Raw genomic sequence first — 20,876 nt, forward strand, 5'->3', positions numbered from 1 at the left:
CGAGGGTGCCGGTGGCGGTCGCATTGGCGCCGGCGGCGAGAGCCGAGGTGCCGGTGGCCGTGGCGTTGGCGCCGGTGGCGTTGGCGTTGGAGCCCGACGCGGTGGCGTCGGCGCCCGAAGCCAGGGCCGAGGAGCCTGCGGCGGTCGCGTTGGCGCCTGTGGCGTTGGCGAGGGTGCCGGTGGCGGTCGCATTGGCGCCGGCGGCGAGAGCCGAGGTGCCGGTGGCCGTGGCATTGGCGCCGGTGGCGTTGGCGTTGGAGCCCGACGCGGTGGCGTCAGCGCCCGAAGCCAGGGCCGAGGAGCCCGCGGCGGTGGCGTTGGCGCCCGTGGCGTTGGCGAGGGTGCCGGTGGCCGTGGCGTTGGCGCCAACGGCATTGGCGCTGTTGCCAGTGGCCGTGGCGAAGTCGCCGATGGCCTGCGCGCTCACCCCGGTGGAGGTAGCGTTGGCGCCGAAGGCGTTGGCGACGGTGCCCGAAGCCGTGGCAAAGATGCCCTGGGCATTGGCGCCGGCACCGGTGGCCGTTGCCTGATCACCATTGGCGACCGAATAGCCGCCGGTGGCCGTGGCATAGGCGCCATTGGCCGTGGAGTAGCCGCCGGTGGCCGTGGCGACCTTGCCGACGGCGTTGGCGTAGCCGCCGAAAGCGGTTGCCACGTCGCCGATGGCGTTGGAGTACGCGCCGGATGCGGTGGCGCCGGCGCCGATGGCATTCGAGTTGGCCCCGAAGGCGCTGGCGAAAGTGCCGATGGCGTTCGAGCCGTTGCCGACCGCGGTGGCCGTGCCATCGATCGCGATGTCCGGGAGGGTTACGGACGGGCCTGACCCGTCGTCCGCCGTGGCCTGGCCATAGGCCGGGACCGACGCGGTTGCGAAGCCGAGGCCGGCGAGGAGCGCGGTTACCGAGGCCGAGCCGAGGCGGCCGATGCGCGCCTTCTGGCCGATGCCGAGGATCCGGGTCGCCATGCGGAGGATGGCCATGATCCTCTTGCGCTGGCGCCGCGAGCTGACGAGATCACCCGTAATGGCAAGAAAATTCGACGAAATTTTCTTGGACGTACGGGCCGATTGGCCGCCCTTCAGTACCATATTCAATACCCCCAGATCGACAGCGAAAGCGCGCTGTTAAGGTTACTTTTGCCGGCCCCCTAGCCTGACAAAAACTATGCGACTCACACTTGGGCTGATGCATCGCCGGAAATCGAAGATAGGGCAAGCTCTTGATGAGGCCCGACCTAACCTTTGGAAGATACTTTTCGGGGAGGGTTAACCGCCAGCCTCCCTTCCACGTCCCGTGGCAATTTCCGGGGAAACTCGATCGTAACCAGTTAACGATATGAATTTGCACAAAAATATTGCCGAATATCAGGCGATGGGAAGGTGTGGCCAAGGCTTCGGGAATTATCTATCATCGCTGCACAGGAATTTTTCTTCCGCCCCGGGAGGGGATCTGTGCAGAGGGTGATCATCGCGTGAAATCAGCAGCTTGCGGCGTTCTTGTGGGGAAGTTCCGGACGGTCGGCGCCATCATTGCCGCCGCCGCGTGGGTCATGGCTGGTTCGCCCGCTGGCGCGCAGGGCGCCCCGCCGCCCTCGCAGTCGCTGACCCCGCCACCATCGCCTATGCCGGTCCCCAATGAGCTGGAGCTGGCCAAGCTGATCTGGTCGACCATGGCGGCGGTGGACCATGCCAACCAGGCGGGCAACTATTCGGTGCTGCGCGACCTTTCCGCGCCGGCCTTCCAGATGGAGAACGATGCGGCGAAGCTTGTCCGGGTGTTCGAGAGCTTGCGGTCGAGCAATGTCGATCTGTCCAACACCATGCTCCTGGCGCCGACCTATGCCTCGGCCCCGGTGATCATGAACCCGGATGTCCTGCACGTGAAAGGCTACTTCGGCCTCAGGCCGACGGCGATCGGGTTCGATCTCTACTACCAGTGGCTGCAGGGCCGGTGGCGGCTGTTCGGCGTGTCGATCGTGCCGGCGACCATTGCCGCGATCGCGCCGGGACCGGCCGCCGCCGCACCGCCGCCGCCGACCGCCACCGGTCGGCAGGGCCAGCCGGGGCGGGTGCCCCAGGGGCGCTGATCCGGGGCGGTCATCCGGGCGGGGTGCCCGGGTTGGCCGTCGCGGCCATGGTGGAGCGTCAGGCGAGGCGCGCCGGTGAAGGGCCGGTGCCGGGCGTGCCATCGCGCGGCGACAGGACTTGTCCGGGATGGGGCGCCGGAGGCAAGTGGGCCGTGCGGACGCGGGCAATGCCCGGACGGAACGGCGGTCAGCCGACGCCGGTCAGGGGGCCAGACCTGTCAGGGGATCGCCGCCGGTCAGAGAATCCAGGTGTAGAGGGCCGCGGTCAGCGCGATGGTGGCGCCGCACAGCAGGGCCAGCAAGCGCGGTTCGGCTTCCGAATAATCGATATAGAGCCACTCCACGAGGGGTCTCCGTGCTGGTGCTGACCCGTGCAGTCTACCGGCGCGGCTTGGGCGCGCCAAGCGAGGGTGCTGGGGGACTGCTCGTGTTGCGCGTGCGAGAACTTGTGCGGCGCACCACGCGCGGGGCCGATTTTCCCGAACGGAGTCACCCTTGCGCGAGGGGTGGCGGGGCGGTCGGCGCGGGCACTGATTATCAGCGCTTGCCATGTTGTAAGTGTGTTCTTAATTGCGCTGAGCAATGACCGAGGATCTGGCGCGACTGGTTTGGGATACGGCGCGGCTGCTGACGCGCACGTTCGAATCGCGCGCGCGCGGCCTGGGCGTCACCCGCGAGCAATGGCTCGCCCTGGCGACCCTGGCCCGGCACGAGGGCACCAACCAGGTCCACTTCGCCCAGATCATGGAGATGGACGCGATCGGGCTGTGCCGGCTGGTCGACCGCCTTGAAGCGGCCGGGCTGGTCCGGCGCGAGCGCGACGCGGCCGATCGCCGGGCGCGCCGCCTCTACCTGACCCAGGCCGGCTGGGCGCGGCTCGACCGGCTGCGGCCGTTGGCCCAGGCGCTGGGCGCAGACCTTGGCGCGGGGATCGGCGAGGCCGACCTGGCCACCGCGCGCGCCGTGCTGGGCCGGATGATGGCCAATATCGCGCGATCGGGCCTGCCGGATGAAGGGGCGGGATCATGAGCAGGGCCGCGAGCAGGGCCGCGCCGGCGGACGACGGCTTTCCGATTCCGCCGGGCCAGCGGCCGATCGCCGCCATGGTGATCTTCCTGGCCAACCTGATGGTGACGCTCGACACCACGGTGGCCAACGTGTCGGTGCCGCATATCGCCAGCAACCTGGGCGCGACGACCGACCAGGGCACCTGGGTGATCACCTCCTATGCCGTGGCCGAGGCGATCTGCGTGCCGCTGAGCGGCTGGCTGATCCAGCGCTTCGGCATGGTGCGGGTGTTCATGGTCTCGCTGGCCGGGTTCTCGCTGTTTTCGCTGCTGTGCGGGCTGTCGGTGACCCTGCCGATGCTGGTCGCCTGCCGGATCGGGCAGGGGCTGTGCGGCGGGCCGATCCTGCCGATCGCACAGACCGCGGTCCTGCGGATCTTCCCGCCGCGACAATTGCCGATGGCCTATGCGGTCTGGACGCTGACGGTCATGCTGGGGCCGGCCTTCGGGCCGATCATCGGCGGCGCGATGTCGGACCAGGTCAGCTGGCACTGGATCTTCCTGATCAACGTGCCGATCGGCGCCTTCTGCATGATGATCGGGCTGCTCACCCTGCGGCCCATTGAATCGGAGGCGCGCAAGGTGCCGATCGACCGGGTGGGCATGATCCTGCTGGTGATCTGGATCAGCTCGCTCCAGCTGATGCTCGACACCGGCCGCGAGCGCGACTGGTTCGCCAGTACCGAGATCATTGCGCTGACGGTCACGGCGGTTGTTGCCTTCCTTGCCTTCATCGTCTGGGAGCTGACCGAGGAGCACCCGGTGGTCGACGTGCGCCTGTTCGGCAACCGCACCTTTGCCACCTGCGTGGCGGCCAGTTCGCTGTGTTTCGGCGCCTATTTCAGCGGGCTGGTGACCGTGCCGCAGTGGCTTCAGGCGACCATGGGCTATTCGGCCACCTCGGCCGGGATGATCACCGCGCTGGGCGCCTTTGCCTCGATGCTCTCGGCCCAGCTGACCTTGCGCCTCGCGCCCCGGCTCGATCCGCGCGTGCTGGTCACCATGGGCTGCGTCTGGGCGGCGGGCAGCTTCATCGCGCGCACGACCTGGAGCACGGATGCCGATACCTTCACCCTGGCCTGGATCTTCGCGCTCCAGGGCTTCGGGATGCCGATGCTGCTGATGCCGCTGACCAGCATGACCATGAATTCGATGAGTTCCGACGATGTGCCGACCGGCGCGGGGCTCAACAATTTCGTTCGCACCATGTCGATCGCGGTGGCGACGGCGCTGATCCTGACCACCTGGAACAGCGCCCAGGTGGTCTCGCGCGCGGGGCTGGTGGAGGGGCTGGATCCGGCCAATGTCGGCGCCACGCTTGGCCGGGCGGGCCTGACCGATACGGCGGCGGCAGGCTATCTCAGTGCCCTGGTCGATCGCCAGGCGGTGACCCTGGCCATGATCCAGACCTTCTATGTCGGGGCGATCGCCATGCTGGTTTCGGCCGCGGCGATCTGGATGGTGCCGCGCATGGACCAGACGCGTTTTCGCGGCGCGCGCGGCAGCGCCGACGCGCACTGACCGCGCTGATCCCGGGCTGATCCCGGGCCGAACCCGGGCCGAACCCGCGCCAAGGCCCGCCCCCGCGCGGGGCGGGGTCGGACCGGGCGGCGAACCGCGGGGGAAGCAGCCCGGCGCCCGCGAGGCGCAGCGCCGGAGCCGGAACCGGTGGGCGGGGCTACTTCAGCAGCGAGAGAACGTTCTGCTGGGCCTGGTTGGCCTGGGCGATCATCGCGGTGCTTGCCTGGCTGAGGATCTGGGCCTTGGCCATGTTGGTGGTTTCGACCGAATAGTCCGCATCCTCGATGCGCGAGCGCGCGTCGGACAGGTTGGCGATGTTGCTGGTCATGTTGTTGACCGCCGATTCCAGCCGGTTCTGCCCGCCGCCCAGCGAGGCGCGCGCGGCGTTCACGTCGTTCAGGGCAAGATCGACGTTGTCCATCGTGGTCGAGGCGAGCGCGGTCGTGGTCACGTCGAGCGCGGTGGCGCTGATGTTGGTGCCATCGATCGCGGTCGAGGTGAGGGTGACGACCTGGCCGCTTTCCGCCCCGGTCTGGATGTCGATGGTGACATCGGTGCCGGCGGTGGTGCTGAACAGGGTGATCCCGTTGAAGGTGGTGTTGCCCAGCACGTCGCTGATCTGCTGGGTGAGGTTGGTCACCTCCGACTGCATCGCGGCGCGGTCGCTGGTCTGGAAGGTGCCCGAGGCGCCCTGGACGGCCAGCTCGCGGATGCGCTGCAACATATTGGACACTTCCGACAGGGCGCCCTCGGCGGTCTGCGCGAGGCTGATCCCGTCGTTGGCGTTGCGGATGCCTTGGCCCATGCCCTTGATCTGCGAAGTCATCGAGGTGGCGATGGCAAGGCCCGCGGCATCGTCCTTGGCGCTGTTGATGCGCTTGCCCGTGGACAGGCGCTCCATCGCCGTCCCGAGCATCTTGTTGGCGGCGATGGACGCGTTCGACGCGCGCAACGCACTGATATTGGTGTTGATAACGGCCATGTGTCTGCTCCCGGTGGCATTGGGGGGAACGCGGGTTCCCGCCACTGTCGCAACCAAGACCGGCAGGCGGGCGCGAAAATTAAGGGCGCGGCCGCCAATTCGCCGCCGGATTGCGGCGCGCGGCGGAAACCCCGGCCCCGGCCGGGCGTTGAAGCTGGGCAACCGATCGGGATGACACGCCATGGCACAAGGCAAGACTTCGCATTCGCCCCCCGCCAGCCGGGAGGGCGCGATGGAAACCGCGCGGGCGGTGATCCTGGGCGCCTATGTCCTCATGCTCGCGGTCGGCGTGGCCTGGCTGCTCGCCGCCGGCTAGCCCGGCCCGCCAGTCCCGCCCGCCAGTCCCGCCCGCCAGCCCGCCCGCCAGCCTTGCCGCGCCGCCTATTCGGCGAGGAAGCTGCTCACGTCGGCCATGAACTGGTCGAACTGGTCATGGTGCAGCCAGTGGCCGGCCTTGTCGTAGACCTTGAGGCGGGCATCGCGGAAGAAGTCCATCCGGCCGTCCTTGTCGGGCGTGTCGAAGAAGCTTTCGTGCCCCCACAGCAGCAGGACCGGGCAGGTGATCGCCGGCCACAGCTCGTGGATGTCGTCGATCGCGGCTTCGAAGGGGTTGAACACCCGCAGCGCCGGATCGAACTTCCAGCTCCAGGTGCCATCCTCGTTGCGGTTGGCGGCATGGATGGTGAGGTGGCTCACCTGGGCGTCGGAGAGGAAGGGGTTGGCCTCCTTCATCCGGGCGCAGGCCGCCTCGATCGTGGGATAGCGCGAGGGGATGACCGCGGCCAGCCGCCGCCGCGCGACCACCCATTCGCGGAACCGGTCACCATAGGACTTGGCCGAGCGTTCTTCCATGTCGCGCGCCGAAAGGCCGAGCCCCTCGATGTTGACCAGCTTGCGGACGCGCTCGGGGAAGACCCCGGCATAGCGCGAGGTGACCGTGCCGCCGAGCGAGTGGGCGACGACGGTGACCTGATCATAGCCCAGGGTGTGGATCAGCTGCGCGAAATCATAGACGTAGCTCGACATCGCATAGTCGCCATCCGACGACCAGTCGCTGTCGCCGTGGCCGCGCAGGTCCGGGCAGATCACGTGCCAGTCCTTGCGGAGTTCCTGCGCCGCCCAGTCCCACGAGCGGCAATGGTCGCGCCCGCCGTGCTGGAGGATCAGCGGCGGGGCGTCCGGGTTGCCCCAGTCGACATAGCGCAGGCGCAGGCGCTGGGAGACGAAGCTGTGCGAGGTGGGGCCGGGGATATCCATCGTTTTGACCTTTCAGGCGAATGCCGCTTCGTCAATGGCCCCCGGCCGATCGCTTCCGATCAGAACTCCATTTCGAGGCGGACCTGGAGCTGGCCGTCGGTATCGTCGCGCGCCTTGTCGAGCGCGAAGAGATAGCCCAGCTGGAGGCCCAGCTCCGGCCCCAGCCCCTCGATCTCGAATTTCGCCACCGGGCCGATGAAATGTTCGGCATGGGGGGCAAAGCGGCTGAAATTGCCGAGTTCGCCATAGGCCTCGACCCCGAGCTGGATATCGCCGCCGACCGCGGCATAGGCGCCGGCCGCATAGCCCAGTTCGACCTTGCTGCCGCTGGCCAGGGGCTTTTCGGCGATCAGGTTGAGGCGCAGGTCGAACTTGTCGGTGCGGCGCTGGAGGAGGAGCTTGGTTTCCACCTTGTCCGGCCCGTGGAAGCCGATCTCGTATTCGCCATAGAGCGCCACGTCGATCCCGCCGGCCTTGCCCAGCGCGTAGATCGCCTCGAGCGAGGCGGCCTCGGCCTTGCGCGAGAGGCCGGCCTCGCGTTCGAATTCGAAGACCCCGGCCAGGCGCAGGCGGTCGGTCACGCCATAGCCGGCTTCGACCTTGAGCGCGTCCTCGCCGTGGTCCGGGCCGCCGCCGAGGCGGCCGTAGCGCAGCTCCACTTCCGGCTCGCCGGCCTGGACGGTGGCGGCATAGACCTCGTCGGCCAGACCGGGCGCGGCATGGGCGGCGGTGGGGGCGGCAATGGCGATGATGGCGGCCGTGATGGCAGCCGTCATGGTCGGGGAAATTGCGATTCTGTTCAAAGGGTCCTCCCTGGCGTGCGGTTGCCCGTTAGCTGTTATTGAAAATCATTCGCAAGAGCATTTTTGCAAATTTGTCCTTGATCCGGATCAAAGTCGGCAAAATTGCCGCCGCCGCACTGGCATTCCGGTCAGGCCATGGCTATTTCGCGCCCAACTGGACGGAAGGACCCCATGGCGACCCACACCACCCGTATGCTGATCATCGGTTCCGGCCCGGCTGGCCTCACCGCCGCGATCTACGGCGCGCGCGCCGGCCTTCAGCCGATCGTGGTGCAGGGGCTGCAACCGGGCGGCCAGCTTACGATTACCACCGATGTCGAGAATTATCCCGGCTTCCGCGACGTGATCCAGGGGCCGTGGCTGATGCAGGAAATGCAGGCCCAGGCCGAGCACGTGGGCACGCGGATGATCTGGGACACGATCGTCGAGGTGGACCTGTCCGGCCCGCCGTTCCGCGCCATCGCCGATTCGGGCGACGTCTATGAAGGCGAGACCCTGGTGATCGCCACCGGCGCCCAGGCGCGCTGGCTGGGCGTGCCGGGCGAGGCCGAGCTTGGCGGCAAGGGCGTTTCGGCCTGCGCCACCTGCGACGGGTTCTTCTATCGCGGCAAGAAGGTGGTGGTGATCGGCGGCGGCAACACCGCGGTGGAGGAAGCGCTCTACCTCACCAACCATTCGCAGGACGTGACCGTGGTTCACCGCCGCGATTCGTTCCGCGCCGAGAAGATCCTCCAGGATCGCCTGTTCGCCCATTCCAACATCACGGTCGAATGGAACAAGGCGGTGAAGGGCTTCGTCGGCGAACTGCCGGGCGGGCTGACCGGCGTGGAAGTGATCGACACCGTGACCGGCGAGACCAGCGTGATCCCGGCCGACGGCGCCTTCGTGGCGATCGGCCATGCGCCGGCCACCGAGCTGTTCCGCGGCAAGCTGGAACTCGACGCGGCGGGCTACATCGTGGTCGAGCCGGGAACGCCCAAGACCTCGATCCCCGGCGTTTTCGCCTGCGGCGACGTGATGGACCACACCTACCGCCAGGCGGTTACCGCCGCCGGCACGGGCTGCATGGCCGCGCTTGATGCGGAACGGTTCGTGGCCGAGCGGGAATTTGCCGCGGCCAGCGCGGCGAAGGTCACCGCCTGATCAGGGCGCCGACAGGCTTTCGAGCAATCGCTCGGCCAGCCAGTCGCGCGCTTCGGCTTCCACGAAGGAATGGCTCGCGCCAGGGCAGTGCCTGAGGCGCGGGTCGGCCCTGTCCCAGCGCGCGAGGAAGGTCTGCGCGGTGCGGTCGCGCGCCGCGAGCAGGATCGTGGCCGGGCCGGCGAATTGCGCGAGGCCGGCCTTGAGTTCGCCCGCAAGCGTGGCGGTCGGAGCCTTGCGGGCAGCGCCGGCAAGGGAGCGCAGCAGCGGCCCCAGCGAGACGCCGCCCTTGAGCAAGCGCAGCAGGGCCGCGGGATCGCTCAGGCGCTGGCGATAGTGGGCGCGCAGGCTGTCGGCGGCGGGGGCTTCGGCGGCGGATTCTTCCTCGATGGTCCAGGGGTTGGCGAGGACCAGCGCCTGGGCGCCGGCGCCTGCGTTCAGCATCAGGGCGGCCGCCCCGTCGCAATTGCCAAAGGCGACCATGCGGGTGACCTGCGGGGCTTCCTGTCGGAAGGTGGCGAGGGCCGCCGCGATATCGGGGCCGGCGCCGCGGAATCCGCCGTTCCGGCCCGTGCTGTCGCCCACGCCGCGCCGGTCGAAGCGGAACACCGGGAAGCCGGCGGCAGCGATGCGGGCGGCCAGCAGCGCCTGTCCACCCCAGGCGCCCGAGCGCAATTCGTTGCCGCCCGAGACGATCAGCAGGCCGGTGGTGCCCGGCGCCTCGTCCAGCGTGCCGACCAGTTCGGCGCCCTCACAGGCGAAGAGGCAATGGCGCCGCATCAGCCCTGCAAGCCTGCTGCAACGATCTGCGCCAGCCGCGCGGACTGCGCCGCATCCTCGTCCGGCTCGGCCCGCAGCCAGAGCGCGCCGCCGCCGAGGTCGGCCTGGGCGATGGGGGCGAGGGCGGGGCTGGCCTCGGCCTGTTCCAGCCCGGCGATCATCGCGGCGCCCAGCGGATAGCCGGCCAGTTCGATGCCTTCGTGCCGGGCCGTTTCGAGCAGCTCCTCGCGGCTTTCGGTCTGGCCGGCCTCGCGGGCGGAGAGCAGGCGGACGCGCAGCATCTGGCGCAGGACTGCCGCGCCGCCCACCGGAGCCAGCGCCCAGCCGGGCAGGTTGGGGGCGACCAGCGCGCCGCCGCGCAGGGCGAGGACATGGGTGGCGCCAAAATGGAGGGCCGCCGCCGCCATGGCCTCGCGCCAGGTTTCCAGCGACTGGGCGGCGAGGGAGGCCAGGCTTTCGTTGGTGCCGGGAAGGTCAGGCAGGAGGGCATCGACGCCGGCCGCATCGAGCGCGCGCAGGGCTTCCACCGTGAAGCGGCGCAGGCGGTTGGCCTCGTCGAACAGGGCGGGGACGACCAGCAGGCGGCGAGGCCGGTCATGGTCGATGGCCAGGGCGTATTCGCGGGCGCCGGAAGGCGGGCAGGGCCAGCCGGCGATCATCGGGGCAGGCTCAGCCCTGGACCTGCTTGGCGGCGGCGAAGGCGAGCAGGGCGCCGTAGGTTTCGAGCAGTTCGCCATCGACCTCGTCATCCTCGATGATGAAGCCGAGGCGGTCTTCCATCTCGGTAAGCAGGCCCGCGACCGACATCGAATCCAGCTCGGGCAGGTGGCCGAACAGGCCGGTATCGCCAGCGAAGGTGGCCACGCGTTCAGGGGCGAGACCGAGCACGTCGGCAAGGATCTGGCGCAGGGTGCGGTCAAGCTCGGTGGTCATTGTGGCCTTTGCCCATCAAACAGGAGTGGCGCGCCTCTAGCCGTGCCGGGGCGCGGGGGCAAGGCGGCGCGGGCCTTGCTTGCCAGGGCGCGCGCCAGGTGAGGCCAGGACCGCGGATCGGCGGGGCGCAGGGCCGAAATCCGGTAGCGCGGGCGGGCCTGTTCCATCCAGTCGCGCTTGTAGGGATCATCGCCCGTGCCGAAATCGACGAGGTCCACCCGGTCGGTGTCGATCACATGGGCCATCAGGGCGGCGGTGAGCGCGGTTCCGGGAGAATGGGCGCGGGCCTCCTCGCGGTAGGCGAGCTTGTGGATGAAGGCCGTGCCGCCTTCCACGGTCCACAACTGGGCGGCGACCGGCTGGCCGTCGATCCGGCCAAGGCCGAGGCGCAGGCGCCCGGCGGCGCCCTCGGCCTCGGCGAAGGCGCGCAGGAAGGCGGGCGAGCCTTCCTCGCCCTTCCAGCTGGCGGCATAGATCGCCTCGTAGGCGGCCCAGGCTTCGGGGCAGAAGCGGGTGAGCACCGCGCAGGCGACGCGGCCGGCCTTGCGCTTGAGGGTGGAGCGCAAGGGGCCGGGGCGGGCGGCGAGATAGGCGGCATGGCTGCGCCCGGCGACCGGCAGGACATGGTTGATATCATGCTGTGACATGGCGACCCGCCAGCCGCTGGCCCTGAGCGCCTCGGCCAGGGACTGGGCCGTGCCGTCCTCGCCCGGCAGGTGATCGAGTTCGATGCGCCAGCAGCGGCGGGCAAGATCGGCGCCAAGCGCGGCGAGCAGGGCCGGGGCATCGGCGCCGGGGCTGACCAGCGGGCGCCAGCGGAAGGTGTACCAGTTGGCAAGTGGCCGGGCGACGCCGCCGGCGCAGGTCAGCGGGAACAGCGCGGCGCTGCCGTCGGCGTGGCGGGCGAGGGCATATCGCGGGGTGATATCGCAGTGCCGGGCAAGGCCGTCCCACCATTCGGCCCGGTCGAACGGCGCGCGCGCGGCGGCGAGCAGCGCGGCCACGGCCGGCTCCCGCGATGCTTTGCACAAGTCCCCAAGATACTCTACGGCTATCACCTTGCCCCGCCGGTCATGGAGCGCGAGAGAGCCTGGTGCCTGTTGAAACCCGCCCCGCGATCCGGCCGCTCGACCATCTCGCGCTGACCGGCCGGGACCTGGACCCCGCGCTCCTGTTGCGCGACCGCGTCCTGACATACCAGGACTTAAGATCGCGTATCGCCCTGCTGGCGGGCTGGCTTGGCCATGTGGTGCCCGAACCGGGCGCGCGGGTGGCGAGCTGGGTGGCCAAGGGCGAACTGGCCTGCCTGATGCCGCTGGCCGCAGCGCGGGCCGGGCTGGTCCACGTGCCGGTCAACCCGCTGCTCAAGCGGGCGCAGGTCGCCCATATCCTGGCCGATAGCGGGGCCGCCCTGCTGCTCGGCTCGCCGGCGCGGCTGGCCACGCTGGAGCCGGATGATATCACGCCGCGATGCCGGGTGGTGGCGGAAGCCGATGCCCTGGCCCTGACCGAGGCCTTGAACCGGCCGCTGGGGCCGAGCGCGGCCGATCCGGGCGACCTGGCCGCGATCCTCTATACCAGCGGCTCGACCGGGCGGCCCAAGGGCGTGATGCTGAGCCATGCCAACATGGCGCTGGGGGCCGAGAGCGTGGCCACCTACCTTGGCCTTGCGCGCGAAGATCGCACCCTGGCGGTGCTGCCGCTGTCGTTCGACTATGGGCAGAACCAGCTGCTGTCCACCTGGCACGCCGGTGGCGCGGTGGCGCCGCTCGACTATCTCACCCCGCGCGACGTGGTGAAGGCGATAGCGCGCCATGATATCACCACGCTCGCCGCCGTGCCGCCCTTGTGGGTGCAACTGGCCGAGCTGGACTGGCCGGCGGAAGTGGCGGCCCGGCTGCGGCGGCTGACCAACAGCGGCGGCGCGCTGACCGAAGGGCTGGTGCGGCGGCTGCGGGCGCTGTTTCCGCAGGCGCGGATCTTCGCCATGTATGGCCTGACCGAGGCATTTCGCTCGACCTTCCTCGACCCCGCCCTGATCGACAGCCATCCCACCTCGATGGGCAAGGCAATTCCCCATGCCGAGATCCTGGTCATGGCGGAGGCGAACCGCGTGGCGGCGGACGGCGAGGAGGGCGAACTGGTGCATTGCGGGCCGCTGGTGGCCCAGGGCTACTGGCAGGATGCCGAACGGACGGCGGAACGGTTTCGCCCCGCGCCGGCGCAATCGGCCCATGGCGGCACGGCGGTGTGGTCGGGCGACCGGGTGCGGCGCGATGCCGATGGGCTGCTCTATTTCGTCGGGCGGCGCGATGCGATGATCAAGTCGGCCGGCAACCGGATCAGCCCGCAGGAGATCGAGGAGGCGGCGCTGGCCACTGGCCTGGTGGCCGAAGCGGTGGCCCTGGGCCTGCCGGACGAGCGGCTGGGCCAGGCGGTCCACCTGGTGGTACGGGCTGCGCCAGGAATTTCAGGCATGGAGGAAGAACTGCCACGTAAACTCATGGCGGAATTACCGAATTTCATGCAGCCAAAGGCCATTCACTGGCGTTCGGAAATGCCGATCGGGCCGAATGGCAAGCTGGATCGGACCGGGCTGGCGGCGGAGTTGGCGGGATGAAGCCGCTTGGACCTATTCCACATGGATTCAATGATAAGGATGGCATTCTTTCCATAGGATCGAAGGATGTGCGTGAACTGGTGCGCGAGGCGGGCGGCACGCCGCTGTTTGTCTATTCGCGCCAGATGGTGGCCGATCGGGTGGCTTTGCTGCGGCGCGCCTTGCCGGAGCGGGTCCATGTGCATTATGCCATAAAGGCCAATCCGTTCCCTGCGCTTCTTCAAGCCATGTCGGAACTGGTGGACGGGTTCGACGTGGCTTCCGGCGGCGAACTTCAGAAACTGCTTGAACTTGGGGTCGCGGCCGGGCGGATCAGCTTTGCCGGGCCGGGCAAGCGCGATGCCGAACTGGCCGCCGCGCTGGCCGCCGGGGCGACGCTGAACCTCGAAAGCGAGGCCGAGGCCGAGCGGGCCTTGCGGCTGGCGGGCGAGCTGGGGGTGACGGCGCGGATGGCGATCCGGGTGAACCCCGATTTCGACCTCAAGGGCAGTGGCATGAAGATGGGCGGCGGGGCCAAGCCCTTCGGCCTCGACGCCGAGCGGGTGCCGGCCCTGGCCCGGCGGATCGCGGCCGCGGGGGCCGAGTGGCGCGGCTTCCACATCTTCGCCGGCAGCCAGGCGATATCAGCTGATGCTATCATCGAGGCCCAGGCCCGGACCCTGGCGCTGGCCGCCCGGCTGGCGAGCGAATCCGGCCTGGCCCTGCCGCACCTGAACCTGGGCGGGGGCTTTGGCATTCCCTATTTTCCGGGCGATGCGCCGCTGGATGTCATGGCCGTGGGCGCGGCGCTGGCCGAACGGATGGCCGATTTGCCGCCGGAATTGGCGCAAACCGAATTCTGCGTGGAGCTGGGCCGCTATCTGGTGGGCGAGGCCGGGGTTTACCTGACCACGGTGATCGACCGGAAGGTGAGCCATGGCGAGGTGTTCCTCGTCTGCGACGGCGGGATGCACCACCAGTTGGCGGCTTCGGGCAATTTCGGCACCGTGGTGCGGCGCAATTACCCGGTGGCGATCGCCACGCGGTTCGGCGCGCCGGTGGAGGAGGAGGCCAGCGTGGTTGGCTGCCTGTGCACCCCGCTGGACCGGCTGGCCGACAAGGGCGGATTTCCGCGGGCTGAGCCGGGCGACCTGGTGGCCGTGTTCTGCGCCGGCGCCTATGGCGCGACCGCCAGTCCGATGCAGTTCCTGGGCCAGGGGCCGGCGCGCGAAATCATGGTGTGATATCGGGGGCGTTGGTCTGAGCGCCAACGCCCGGCCTTCCGTTCGCGTCGAGCGAAGTAATCCCTGACAGCGCAAGTGTCCCGCCGTGGGACTGGGGCAAATCGGGGCGCGCAAGGGCGCCTGCAATGGTTGATCACTAACCGCTTGTTCACCCTTTTCCACCATAGCGGAGGGGAGAATTTGGCGCGGTTTGCGCCGCGGGACCTGTCCCGCGGGCGTGGCCGGGCCGCAAGCGAGGACTGCCGCTGATGCCCCTGACCCGCGTTTCCCTGCTGCTGGCCGGCTGCGCCATGGGCACTGTTGCGCTTGGTGGATGCGCGGGCAGCGCCAGCGGTCCGCAGCTGCCGCCGGCCTCGTTCGTGGCCATGCAGGAAGGGCCGGGCGAGGACTATGTGATCGGCCCGCTTGACGAGCTGACGATCTTCGTGTGGCGCAATCCGGAACTGGGGGCGAGCGTGCAGGTGCGGCCCGACGGGCGCATCACCACCCCGCTGATCACCGATATGCCGGCCGTGGGCAAGACGCCCTCGATGCTGGCCGAGGATCTCAAGCTCCAGCTTTCGCAATATATCCAGGAGCCGCTGGTCTCGGTCATCGTCAACAAGTTTGCCGGGACCTTCAGCCAGCAGGTCCGCGTGGTGGGCGCGACGACCAAGCCGGCCTCGATCCCCTATCGCGCCAACATGACCGTGCTTGACGCGATGATCGCGGTGGGCGGGCTGTCGGAATATGCCGCTGGCAACAAGGCCAAGCTGATCCGCTTCGACAAGGAGAGCGGCCAGCAGAAGGAATTCGCGCTGCGCCTGGGTGATCTGCTCCGCAAGGGCGCGAGCAAGGCCAATGTCATGCTGATGCCGGGCGATGTGATCATCATCCCCGAGAGCACGTTCTGAGCAGGGCCGCCCGCATGAACGGACTGTGCCCATGAACGGCCTCATCGAGGAACTGCGCGCCGCCCTGTTCACGGTGTGGTCGCGCAAGTGGATCGCGCTGGGCGTGGCCTGGGCGATCTGCCTGGTGGGCTGGCTGGCCGTGGCCGCCATTCCCAATTCCTACGAATCGAAGGCGCGGATCTTCGTCCAGCTCGACGATCCGCTGGCCGAGCAGATCGGCATCGGCGTGGGCGACCGGCGCCGCGACATGGATCGCGTGCGCCAGACCCTGACCAGCGCGATCAACCTCGAGAAGGTGGTGCGCGGCACGGCGCTGGGCGACGGCATTGCCAGTCCCAAGCAGATGGAAGCCGCGGTGCTGGCGCTGGGCAAGGCGGTCAAGGTCGTCAGCCAGCAGGACAACCTGTTCGAGATCACCGCGCTGTCGTCCGACGGCAGCCGCTCGGACGCCGAAAGCGCGCGGCTCAGCCACGACGTGGTCCAGAAGATGATCGACATCTTCCACGAGGAAAACCTCGCCGGCGGGCGCGGCGAGATGACCGACACGCTCGAATTCATGAACCAGCAGCTCACCGCCCGCCAGAAGCAGCTGGAAGAGGCCGAGCAGCGCCGGCTGGTGTTCGAGGCGAAGTATCCCGAATTGTCGGAAGGCGGCGCGGGCCTGCTCCAGCGGATGGAAGCGGCGCGGATGCAATTGCGCGGGATCGATGCCGACATTGCCGCCGCGCAAAGCTCGCTGGCGGCGATCAACGGCCAGCTCGCCGGAACGCCGGCCTCGATGCCGGGCGTGGCCGCCGGCGGCGCGCGCGGGGCGCTGGCCCAGGCCTCGGCCGACCTTTCGGCCATGCGCGCGCGCGGGTTGACCGACAGCCATCCCGACGTGATCGCGATGAAGGCCCAGGTGGCCCAGCTGCGCGGCGCGGCGGCGGCGGAAGGGCCGGGCAGCGGCGTGCCCAACCCGGCCTATGCCTCGCTCCAGTCGATCCGCGCGGAAAAGCAGGCGAGCTTGCAGGCCTTGCAGGCACGGCGGGCGGCGGCCCAGGCCGATCTCGCCCGCGTCGACGCCCAGCAGAGCGCCAATCCGGCGGTGGCCGCCGAGGCCCAGCGGATCAGCCGCGATTATGACGTGCTCAAGCAGCAGTATGACAAGCTGCTCCAGGACCGCGAGGCGCTGCGCCTGCGCGGGCAGGTGGAAACCGAGCGCAGCGCGGTCAAGTTCCAGGTGATCGACCCGCCGACCACGCCGCGCAGCCCCGCGGCGCCCAATCGTCCGCTGCTGCTGTTCGCCGTGCTGGTGGTGGGGCTTGGCGGCGGGGTGGCCGGCGCCTTCGGCCTGGGCCAGCTTCGCAAGACCTTCCAGACCAGCGCCCGGCTGGAACAGGCGCTGGGCCTGCCGGTGCTGGGCGCGATCTCGCTGGTCCGCACCGAGGCGACCCGCCGGATCGAGGCCAGGCGGCTGAAGTATTTCATGGCGGGCAGCGCCGCGCTGGGCGCGGTGTTCCTGCTCCTGCTGGGAATCGAATTCGTCCAGCGGCAGATGGTGGCGTGAGAGGGCGGGCATGACCGAACAGAGCAAGATCCCGCTGCCCGACCAGCCGCACGAGGCCAGGGCGCGGTCCTCGGTGGAGCGGGCCATCGCCGGCTTCGACCTGTCGCGCATGGGCGGCATCGCCAAGCCCTTGCCGCCCGAGCAGCAGCGCCGGGTGGTGATGCGCGAGCTGACCATCGAGCCGGCTTCCGCGCCGGCGCCCGTGCCCGTGCCCGCGCCTGCGCCGATCGCGGCCGCCGTTGCGCCCGCGCCGGTCCAGCCGGCGCTGGCCGCGCACCCGGTGCGCTTCCCCGATACCCGTCATCCGATCGACCGGGCGCACCTGCGCGAGGCCGGGCTGATCGTGCCCGAGGGCAGCGTGACCGGGCTGCTGGAGGAGTTCCGCATCGTCAAGCGCCAGCTCCTGCTCCAGGCCGCGCAGCTGCGCGGATCGCTGGGCGCCGCGGCCCAGCGGGTGCTGATCTGCTCGCCGCTGCCGGGCGAGGGCAAGACCTGGACCGCGACCAACCTGGCGCTGGCGATCGCCGCCGAGAAGGAGAGCGAGGTGGTTCTCGTCGACGCCGATTTCGCCAAGCCTTCGGTGCTTTCCGCGCTGGGCCTGCCGGGCGGGCCGGGGCTGATGGACGCGCTGAGCGATCCGGCGATCGATGTCGCCGACTGCGTGCTGGGCACCGACATCGCGGGCCTGTGGGTCCTGCCGGCGGGCAATGCCACGACCTCGGACACCGAATACCTGGCCTCCTCGCGCACCCGCGCGGTGCTGGACCGGCTGACCGAAGGGGCGCCGCACCGCATGATCATCTTCGACAGCCCGCCCGCGCTGGCGGCATCGCCGGCCGCGGAGCTGGCCAAATACGTCGGCCAGGCGCTGGTCGTCGCCCGCGCCGATGCCACCGGGCAGAGCGCGCTGGAGGATGCCATCGCGCTCCTCGCCGGCTGCCCGAACATCCAGTTGCTGCTCAATGCGGTGCAGTTCTCGCCAAGCGGAAGGCGGTTCGGGTCGTACTACGGATATTCGGGATAGGGCGGGGTGATGAACCGTAGCAAGATCAACGCGATGCTGGCGGGCGTGATGCTTGCCGCGCTGGCCGTTCCGGGCGGCGCGGGGGCGCAGAGCCTGTCCTATGGCAAGGCTTCGGTCGGGGGCGGCGAGGGCGCTGGTTCCGCCGAAGCCGCCAGCGACGACGCCGATGCGGCCGCGCCTGCGGGCGGGCACCGGGGCCGCCATGGCCGGGCGCGGCTTTCGCCCTATATCGAGGCGGCGCAGGTCATCAGTGCCCAACTGGCGCCCAGCCATGACGTGCTCACCTGGTCGAGCCTGGCCGCCGGGGTGGATGGCGGGCTTGATGGCCGCAACACCCAGGCCAGCTTCTCGGTGCGCTACGAGCGCCGCTTCGGCTATGGCAAGGCGGATGATGGCGATACGCTGTCGGGCTTGGCGCGCGCCTCGGTGGGCCTGATCCCGCGCACGCTATCGCTGGAGGCCGGCGCGCTGGCCACCCGCACCAGCAGCGATGGCGGCGCCGCGCTGCCGGGCGGGGTGAATCCCGGCCAGTCGACCCGGCTGTGGTCGGCTTATGCCGGGCCGAGCCTTGCGACCCATGCCGGCGACGTGGCGGTGAACGGCGCCTACCGGATCGGCTATACCGAGGTGGGTTCGCCCGGCGCGGTGGTGGCCCCGGGCGCTGCCGCCAATGTCGACCTGTTCGACCATTCGGTGACCCAGATGGCCTCGCTCCATGCCGGGACCGCGCCGGGCGATGCCCTGCCGGTGGGCGTGGGGATCGGCGGCGGCTGGTACCGCGAGGATATTTCCAACCTTGACCAGCGGATCAACGATCTCAACCTGCGGGCCGACCTTGCCGTGCCGGTGTCCGACACCGTCTCGCTGGTGGGCGGGGTGGGCTATGAGAAGGTGCGGGTTTCCAGCCGGGATGCCGCGATCGATCCCATCACCCACCTGCCGGTCGTCCAGAATGGCCGCTATGTCACCGACAAGAGCGCCCCGCGCCGGATCGCCTATGACACCAGCGGCCTGATCTGGGATGCCGGGGTGACCTGGCGACCCAGCCGCCGCACCGCCTTGGAGGCCCATGTCGGCCGGCGCTACGGTTCGACGACCTGGTACGGTTCGTTCGGCTGGCGGGCGACGCGGCGTAGCGCGCTGAACATCTCGGTCTACGATTCCATCGCCGGGCTGGGCGGCGAGCTCAACCGCGCGCTGGTGGAGCTGCCGACCGATTTCGAGGTCAACCGCAATGCGGTGACTGGCGACATCAATGGCTGCGTGGCCGCGCGCGATCCGGCGACGACCAAGGGCAGCGCCTGCCTGACCGGCGCGCTGGGCGGGCTTCGCTCGGCCACGTTCCGTTCGCGCGGGATCCAGGCAAGCTGGTCGGTTTCGGCCGGGCGGCTGGGCTGGGGGGTGGGCGCGGGCTACGACCGGCGCAAGTTCATCGCCGCGCCGGGCACGGTGCTTGCCAGCGCCAATGGCCTGCTTGATGAGAATGCGTGGGTGTCGGCCTGGCTCAACGGCCAGATCGACCGCAGTTCGAGCTTCGCCACCTTCGCCTATGTCGACTGGTTCCAGAGCCGGCTCGATGGCAACGACGGCACCGCGATCGGGGCCAATGCCAGCTATGGCCGATCGCTGGGCGACCACCTTTCCGCCAATGCCGCCCTTTCGATCCAGGGCATCCAGCGCAGCAAGGCGCCCGATACCTGGGACGCCTCGGCCATGCTGGGCCTGCGTTATTCCTTCTTCTGAGCCGAACAGGGGTTTTTCCGCCATGTACGAAGATTTCTACGGCTTCACCGCTCGCCCGTTCCAGCTCACCCCGGACGCGGCCTTCTATTTCGAGAGCCTGACCCACCGCAAGGCGCTGTCGTATCTCGGCTATGGGCTGGCCCAGGGCGAGGGCTTCATCGTCATCACCGGCGAGATCGGGTCGGGCAAGTCGACCCTGGTCGCGCACCTGATGGCCACGATCGACCCGCAGCGGCTGACCGCCGCGCAGGTGGTGACCAGCGCGCTCAACGGCGACGAGATCATCCACGTCGTCGCGCAGTCCTTCGGGCTGGTCATCGACGGGCATGACAAGGCGACCGCGCTGGCCGGGATCGAAGGCCTGCTTCATGCCGAGGCGCGCGGCGGTCGGCGCTGCCTGCTGGTGGTCGACGAGGCGCAGAACCTTTCGATCGAGGCGCTCGAAGAGCTGCGGATGCTCTCCAACTTCCAGCTTGGCAACCAGCCGCTGCTGCAGACCCTGCTGCTGGGCCAGCCGGAATTCCGCGACACCCTGCAATCCAGCCCGCGGCTGGAGCAGTTGCGCCAGCGGGTGATCGCCACCCATCACCTTGAAGCCATGGATGCCGAGGAGGTGCAGCCCTATTTCGAGCACCGGCTCAAGCTGGTCGGCTGGGGCGGGCGACCTTCGTTCGCGCCCGAGTTCTATCCGGCGCTCTACGAGGCAACCGGCGGTGTGCCGCGGCGGATCAATCAGCTGGCCAACCGCCTGCTCCTGATGGGCGCGGTGGAAGAGCGCGACCATTTCGACATGGACCTGTTCGCACGGGTGCTGGAGGAGGTGGCCAGCGATACCGCGCTGGCGCCGGCCGCGCCCGTGGTCGAGGCGGCGGCAGCCGTCCACCATGCCCCGGCCCCCTTCGCCGCGCCGATCGATGCCGTGCCTTTCGCGGAAATGAAGGACGCCTTCAACGAGCGCGATGCCCTGATCGCCGAGCTGCAACAGGCGGTGATCGAGCTGGCCAACGTGATGGAGCAGCAGCCAGCGCCGGCGCCGGTGGCGGCCTCCAGTGCGGTCATCGTCGACGATGCGGCCCTCAAGGCCGATATCGCCGCGCTTACCGAACGGATGAACGCCATGGCCGGCCGGCTGGGGTCGCTGGAGCAGCGCATGGTCGAGCAGGAGGCCAGCGTGAAGCACACGCTCGCCATGCTGATCGAGTGGCTGGAGAGCGACCAGAAGGTGGCTGCCTGACCGTCGGCAAGGAGCCTGCACC

The 20,876-nt window shown here is 69.4% G+C and carries 19 protein-coding genes and 1 pseudogene; 12 read left to right on the forward strand and 8 right to left on the reverse strand.

Features of this window, described 5'->3' with window-relative positions:
* Positions 1-979 (reverse strand): annotated as a pseudogene (locus tag ACFOD9_RS10325) (hypothetical protein); the annotation flags it as partial.
* 569 nt (positions 980-1,548) lie between these two features.
* Here ACFOD9_RS10325 and ACFOD9_RS10330 point away from each other — a divergent pair.
* The 3 genes from ACFOD9_RS10330 to ACFOD9_RS10340 all read left to right on the forward strand — a co-directional run bounded on the left by ACFOD9_RS10330 (position 1,549) and on the right by ACFOD9_RS10340 (position 4,673).
* Entirely contained in the window at positions 1,549-2,085 is a 537-nt protein-coding gene (locus ACFOD9_RS10330) for a hypothetical protein (protein WP_379510035.1), read from the forward strand.
* Positions 2,086-2,667: 582 nt separating this feature from the next.
* Complete coding sequence (locus tag ACFOD9_RS10335) at positions 2,668-3,114, forward strand: MarR family winged helix-turn-helix transcriptional regulator (protein ID WP_379510036.1); 447 nt, start codon at positions 2,668-2,670, stop codon at positions 3,112-3,114.
* Positions 3,111-4,673: a DHA2 family efflux MFS transporter permease subunit gene (locus ACFOD9_RS10340; protein WP_379510037.1), complete on the forward strand. Its 1,563-nt coding sequence runs from the start codon at positions 3,111-3,113 to the stop codon at positions 4,671-4,673. Before ACFOD9_RS10335 ends, ACFOD9_RS10340 begins: the two co-directional genes overlap by 4 nt.
* A 157-nt stretch (positions 4,674-4,830) precedes the next feature.
* Here the strand turns inward: ACFOD9_RS10340 and ACFOD9_RS10345 are convergent, their stop codons facing one another.
* Entirely contained in the window at positions 4,831-5,655 is an 825-nt protein-coding gene (locus tag ACFOD9_RS10345; RefSeq protein ID WP_379510038.1) for a flagellin N-terminal helical domain-containing protein, read from the reverse strand.
* 181 nt (positions 5,656-5,836) lie between these two features.
* Here ACFOD9_RS10345 and ACFOD9_RS10350 point away from each other — a divergent pair, with 181 nt between their 5' ends.
* A complete protein-coding gene (locus tag ACFOD9_RS10350) occupies positions 5,837-5,971 on the forward strand; it encodes a hypothetical protein (protein WP_379510039.1) in 135 nt (44 codons plus the stop codon).
* 65 nt (positions 5,972-6,036) lie between these two features.
* Here the strand turns inward: ACFOD9_RS10350 and ACFOD9_RS10355 are convergent, their stop codons facing one another.
* Both ACFOD9_RS10355 and ACFOD9_RS10360 read right to left on the reverse strand, forming a co-directional pair.
* A complete protein-coding gene (locus ACFOD9_RS10355) occupies positions 6,037-6,912 on the reverse strand; it encodes an alpha/beta fold hydrolase (RefSeq protein WP_379510040.1) in 876 nt (291 codons plus the stop codon).
* A gap of 59 nt (positions 6,913-6,971) precedes the next feature.
* Positions 6,972-7,688 (reverse strand): hypothetical protein, encoded by a 717-nt coding sequence (locus tag ACFOD9_RS10360; RefSeq protein ID WP_379510041.1) that lies wholly within the window; start codon positions 7,686-7,688, stop codon positions 6,972-6,974.
* A gap of 198 nt (positions 7,689-7,886) precedes the next feature.
* Here ACFOD9_RS10360 and trxB point away from each other — a divergent pair, with 198 nt between their 5' ends.
* Positions 7,887-8,858, forward strand: a complete 972-nt coding sequence (gene trxB / locus ACFOD9_RS10365) for a thioredoxin-disulfide reductase (protein ID WP_379510042.1) — start codon at positions 7,887-7,889, stop codon at positions 8,856-8,858.
* Here the strand turns inward: trxB and ACFOD9_RS10370 are convergent, their stop codons facing one another.
* From ACFOD9_RS10370 to ACFOD9_RS10385, 4 genes are read right to left on the reverse strand one after another with little or no spacing between them, the layout of a single operon-like run.
* On the reverse strand, positions 8,859-9,635 hold the full coding sequence (locus tag ACFOD9_RS10370; protein ID WP_379510043.1) for a hydrolase 1, exosortase A system-associated: 777 nt from the start codon (positions 9,633-9,635) through the stop codon (positions 8,859-8,861).
* Positions 9,635-10,294, reverse strand: a complete 660-nt coding sequence (locus ACFOD9_RS10375; RefSeq protein ID WP_379510044.1) for a hypothetical protein — start codon at positions 10,292-10,294, stop codon at positions 9,635-9,637. The genes ACFOD9_RS10370 and ACFOD9_RS10375 overlap by 1 nt, the downstream gene beginning before the upstream one ends.
* Before the next feature lie 10 nt (positions 10,295-10,304).
* A complete protein-coding gene (locus ACFOD9_RS10380) occupies positions 10,305-10,568 on the reverse strand; it encodes an acyl carrier protein (RefSeq protein WP_379510045.1) in 264 nt (87 codons plus the stop codon).
* Positions 10,565-11,572: a GNAT family N-acetyltransferase gene (locus ACFOD9_RS10385; protein ID WP_379510046.1), complete on the reverse strand. Its 1,008-nt coding sequence runs from the start codon at positions 11,570-11,572 to the stop codon at positions 10,565-10,567. The genes ACFOD9_RS10380 and ACFOD9_RS10385 overlap by 4 nt, the downstream gene beginning before the upstream one ends.
* Positions 11,573-11,661: 89 nt before the next feature.
* On the opposite strand from ACFOD9_RS10385, the gene ACFOD9_RS10390 reads away from it, so the two are divergent.
* The 7 genes from ACFOD9_RS10390 to ACFOD9_RS10420 all read left to right on the forward strand — a co-directional run bounded on the left by ACFOD9_RS10390 (position 11,662) and on the right by ACFOD9_RS10420 (position 20,854).
* Positions 11,662-13,188: an acyl-CoA ligase (AMP-forming), exosortase A system-associated gene (locus ACFOD9_RS10390; protein ID WP_379510047.1), complete on the forward strand. Its 1,527-nt coding sequence runs from the start codon at positions 11,662-11,664 to the stop codon at positions 13,186-13,188.
* A complete protein-coding gene (locus ACFOD9_RS10395) occupies positions 13,185-14,411 on the forward strand; it encodes a pyridoxal-dependent decarboxylase, exosortase A system-associated (RefSeq protein WP_379510048.1) in 1,227 nt (408 codons plus the stop codon). Before ACFOD9_RS10390 ends, ACFOD9_RS10395 begins: the two co-directional genes overlap by 4 nt.
* 248 nt (positions 14,412-14,659) lie before the next feature.
* The gene (locus tag ACFOD9_RS10400; protein WP_379510049.1) at positions 14,660-15,304 is read left to right on the forward strand and encodes an XrtA/PEP-CTERM system exopolysaccharide export protein; all 645 of its coding nucleotides are present in this window, start codon (positions 14,660-14,662) and stop codon (positions 15,302-15,304) included.
* A 31-nt stretch (positions 15,305-15,335) separates the two neighbouring features.
* Positions 15,336-16,853: an XrtA system polysaccharide chain length determinant gene (locus ACFOD9_RS10405; RefSeq protein WP_379510050.1), complete on the forward strand. Its 1,518-nt coding sequence runs from the start codon at positions 15,336-15,338 to the stop codon at positions 16,851-16,853.
* A 10-nt stretch (positions 16,854-16,863) separates the two neighbouring features.
* Positions 16,864-17,877, forward strand: coding sequence for a capsular biosynthesis protein (locus tag ACFOD9_RS10410; RefSeq protein WP_379510051.1), 1,014 nt, complete (start codon positions 16,864-16,866; stop codon positions 17,875-17,877).
* 9 nt (positions 17,878-17,886) lie between these two features.
* On the forward strand, positions 17,887-19,620 hold the full coding sequence (locus tag ACFOD9_RS10415; RefSeq protein WP_379510052.1) for a preprotein translocase subunit YajC: 1,734 nt from the start codon (positions 17,887-17,889) through the stop codon (positions 19,618-19,620).
* Between the two features lie 22 nt (positions 19,621-19,642).
* On the forward strand, positions 19,643-20,854 hold the full coding sequence (locus tag ACFOD9_RS10420; RefSeq protein WP_379510053.1) for an XrtA/PEP-CTERM system-associated ATPase: 1,212 nt from the start codon (positions 19,643-19,645) through the stop codon (positions 20,852-20,854).
* The last annotated feature ends 22 nt before the right edge of the window (positions 20,855-20,876 follow it).

It is taken from the genome of Novosphingobium bradum, from assembly GCF_042646485.1.
In the GTDB taxonomy this organism is placed as follows: Bacteria; Pseudomonadota; Alphaproteobacteria; order Sphingomonadales; family Sphingomonadaceae; genus Novosphingobium; species Novosphingobium bradum.

Bases quoted from the DNA above. Each gene is read 5' to 3' on its own strand.
- ACFOD9_RS10330 (WP_379510035.1), top strand. From the start codon at position 1,549: ATGGCTGGTTCGCCCGCTGGCGCGCAGGGCGCCCCGCCGCCCTCGCAG.
- ACFOD9_RS10335 (WP_379510036.1), top strand. From the start codon at position 2,668: ATGACCGAGGATCTGGCGCGACTGGTTTGGGATACGGCGCGGCTGCTG.
- ACFOD9_RS10340 (WP_379510037.1), top strand. From the start codon at position 3,111: ATGAGCAGGGCCGCGAGCAGGGCCGCGCCGGCGGACGACGGCTTTCCG.
- ACFOD9_RS10345 (WP_379510038.1), bottom strand. From the start codon at position 5,655: ATGGCCGTTATCAACACCAATATCAGTGCGTTGCGCGCGTCGAACGCG.
- ACFOD9_RS10350 (WP_379510039.1), top strand. From the start codon at position 5,837: ATGGCACAAGGCAAGACTTCGCATTCGCCCCCCGCCAGCCGGGAGGGC.
- ACFOD9_RS10355 (WP_379510040.1), bottom strand. From the start codon at position 6,912: ATGGATATCCCCGGCCCCACCTCGCACAGCTTCGTCTCCCAGCGCCTG.
- ACFOD9_RS10360 (WP_379510041.1), bottom strand. From the start codon at position 7,688: ATGACGGCTGCCATCACGGCCGCCATCATCGCCATTGCCGCCCCCACC.
- trxB (WP_379510042.1), top strand. From the start codon at position 7,887: ATGGCGACCCACACCACCCGTATGCTGATCATCGGTTCCGGCCCGGCT.
- ACFOD9_RS10370 (WP_379510043.1), bottom strand. From the start codon at position 9,635: ATGCGGCGCCATTGCCTCTTCGCCTGTGAGGGCGCCGAACTGGTCGGC.
- ACFOD9_RS10375 (WP_379510044.1), bottom strand. From the start codon at position 10,294: ATGATCGCCGGCTGGCCCTGCCCGCCTTCCGGCGCCCGCGAATACGCC.
- ACFOD9_RS10380 (WP_379510045.1), bottom strand. From the start codon at position 10,568: ATGACCACCGAGCTTGACCGCACCCTGCGCCAGATCCTTGCCGACGTG.
- ACFOD9_RS10395 (WP_379510048.1), top strand. From the start codon at position 13,185: ATGAAGCCGCTTGGACCTATTCCACATGGATTCAATGATAAGGATGGC.
- ACFOD9_RS10400 (WP_379510049.1), top strand. From the start codon at position 14,660: ATGCCCCTGACCCGCGTTTCCCTGCTGCTGGCCGGCTGCGCCATGGGC.
- ACFOD9_RS10405 (WP_379510050.1), top strand. From the start codon at position 15,336: ATGAACGGCCTCATCGAGGAACTGCGCGCCGCCCTGTTCACGGTGTGG.
- ACFOD9_RS10410 (WP_379510051.1), top strand. From the start codon at position 16,864: ATGACCGAACAGAGCAAGATCCCGCTGCCCGACCAGCCGCACGAGGCC.
- ACFOD9_RS10415 (WP_379510052.1), top strand. From the start codon at position 17,887: ATGAACCGTAGCAAGATCAACGCGATGCTGGCGGGCGTGATGCTTGCC.
- ACFOD9_RS10420 (WP_379510053.1), top strand. From the start codon at position 19,643: ATGTACGAAGATTTCTACGGCTTCACCGCTCGCCCGTTCCAGCTCACC.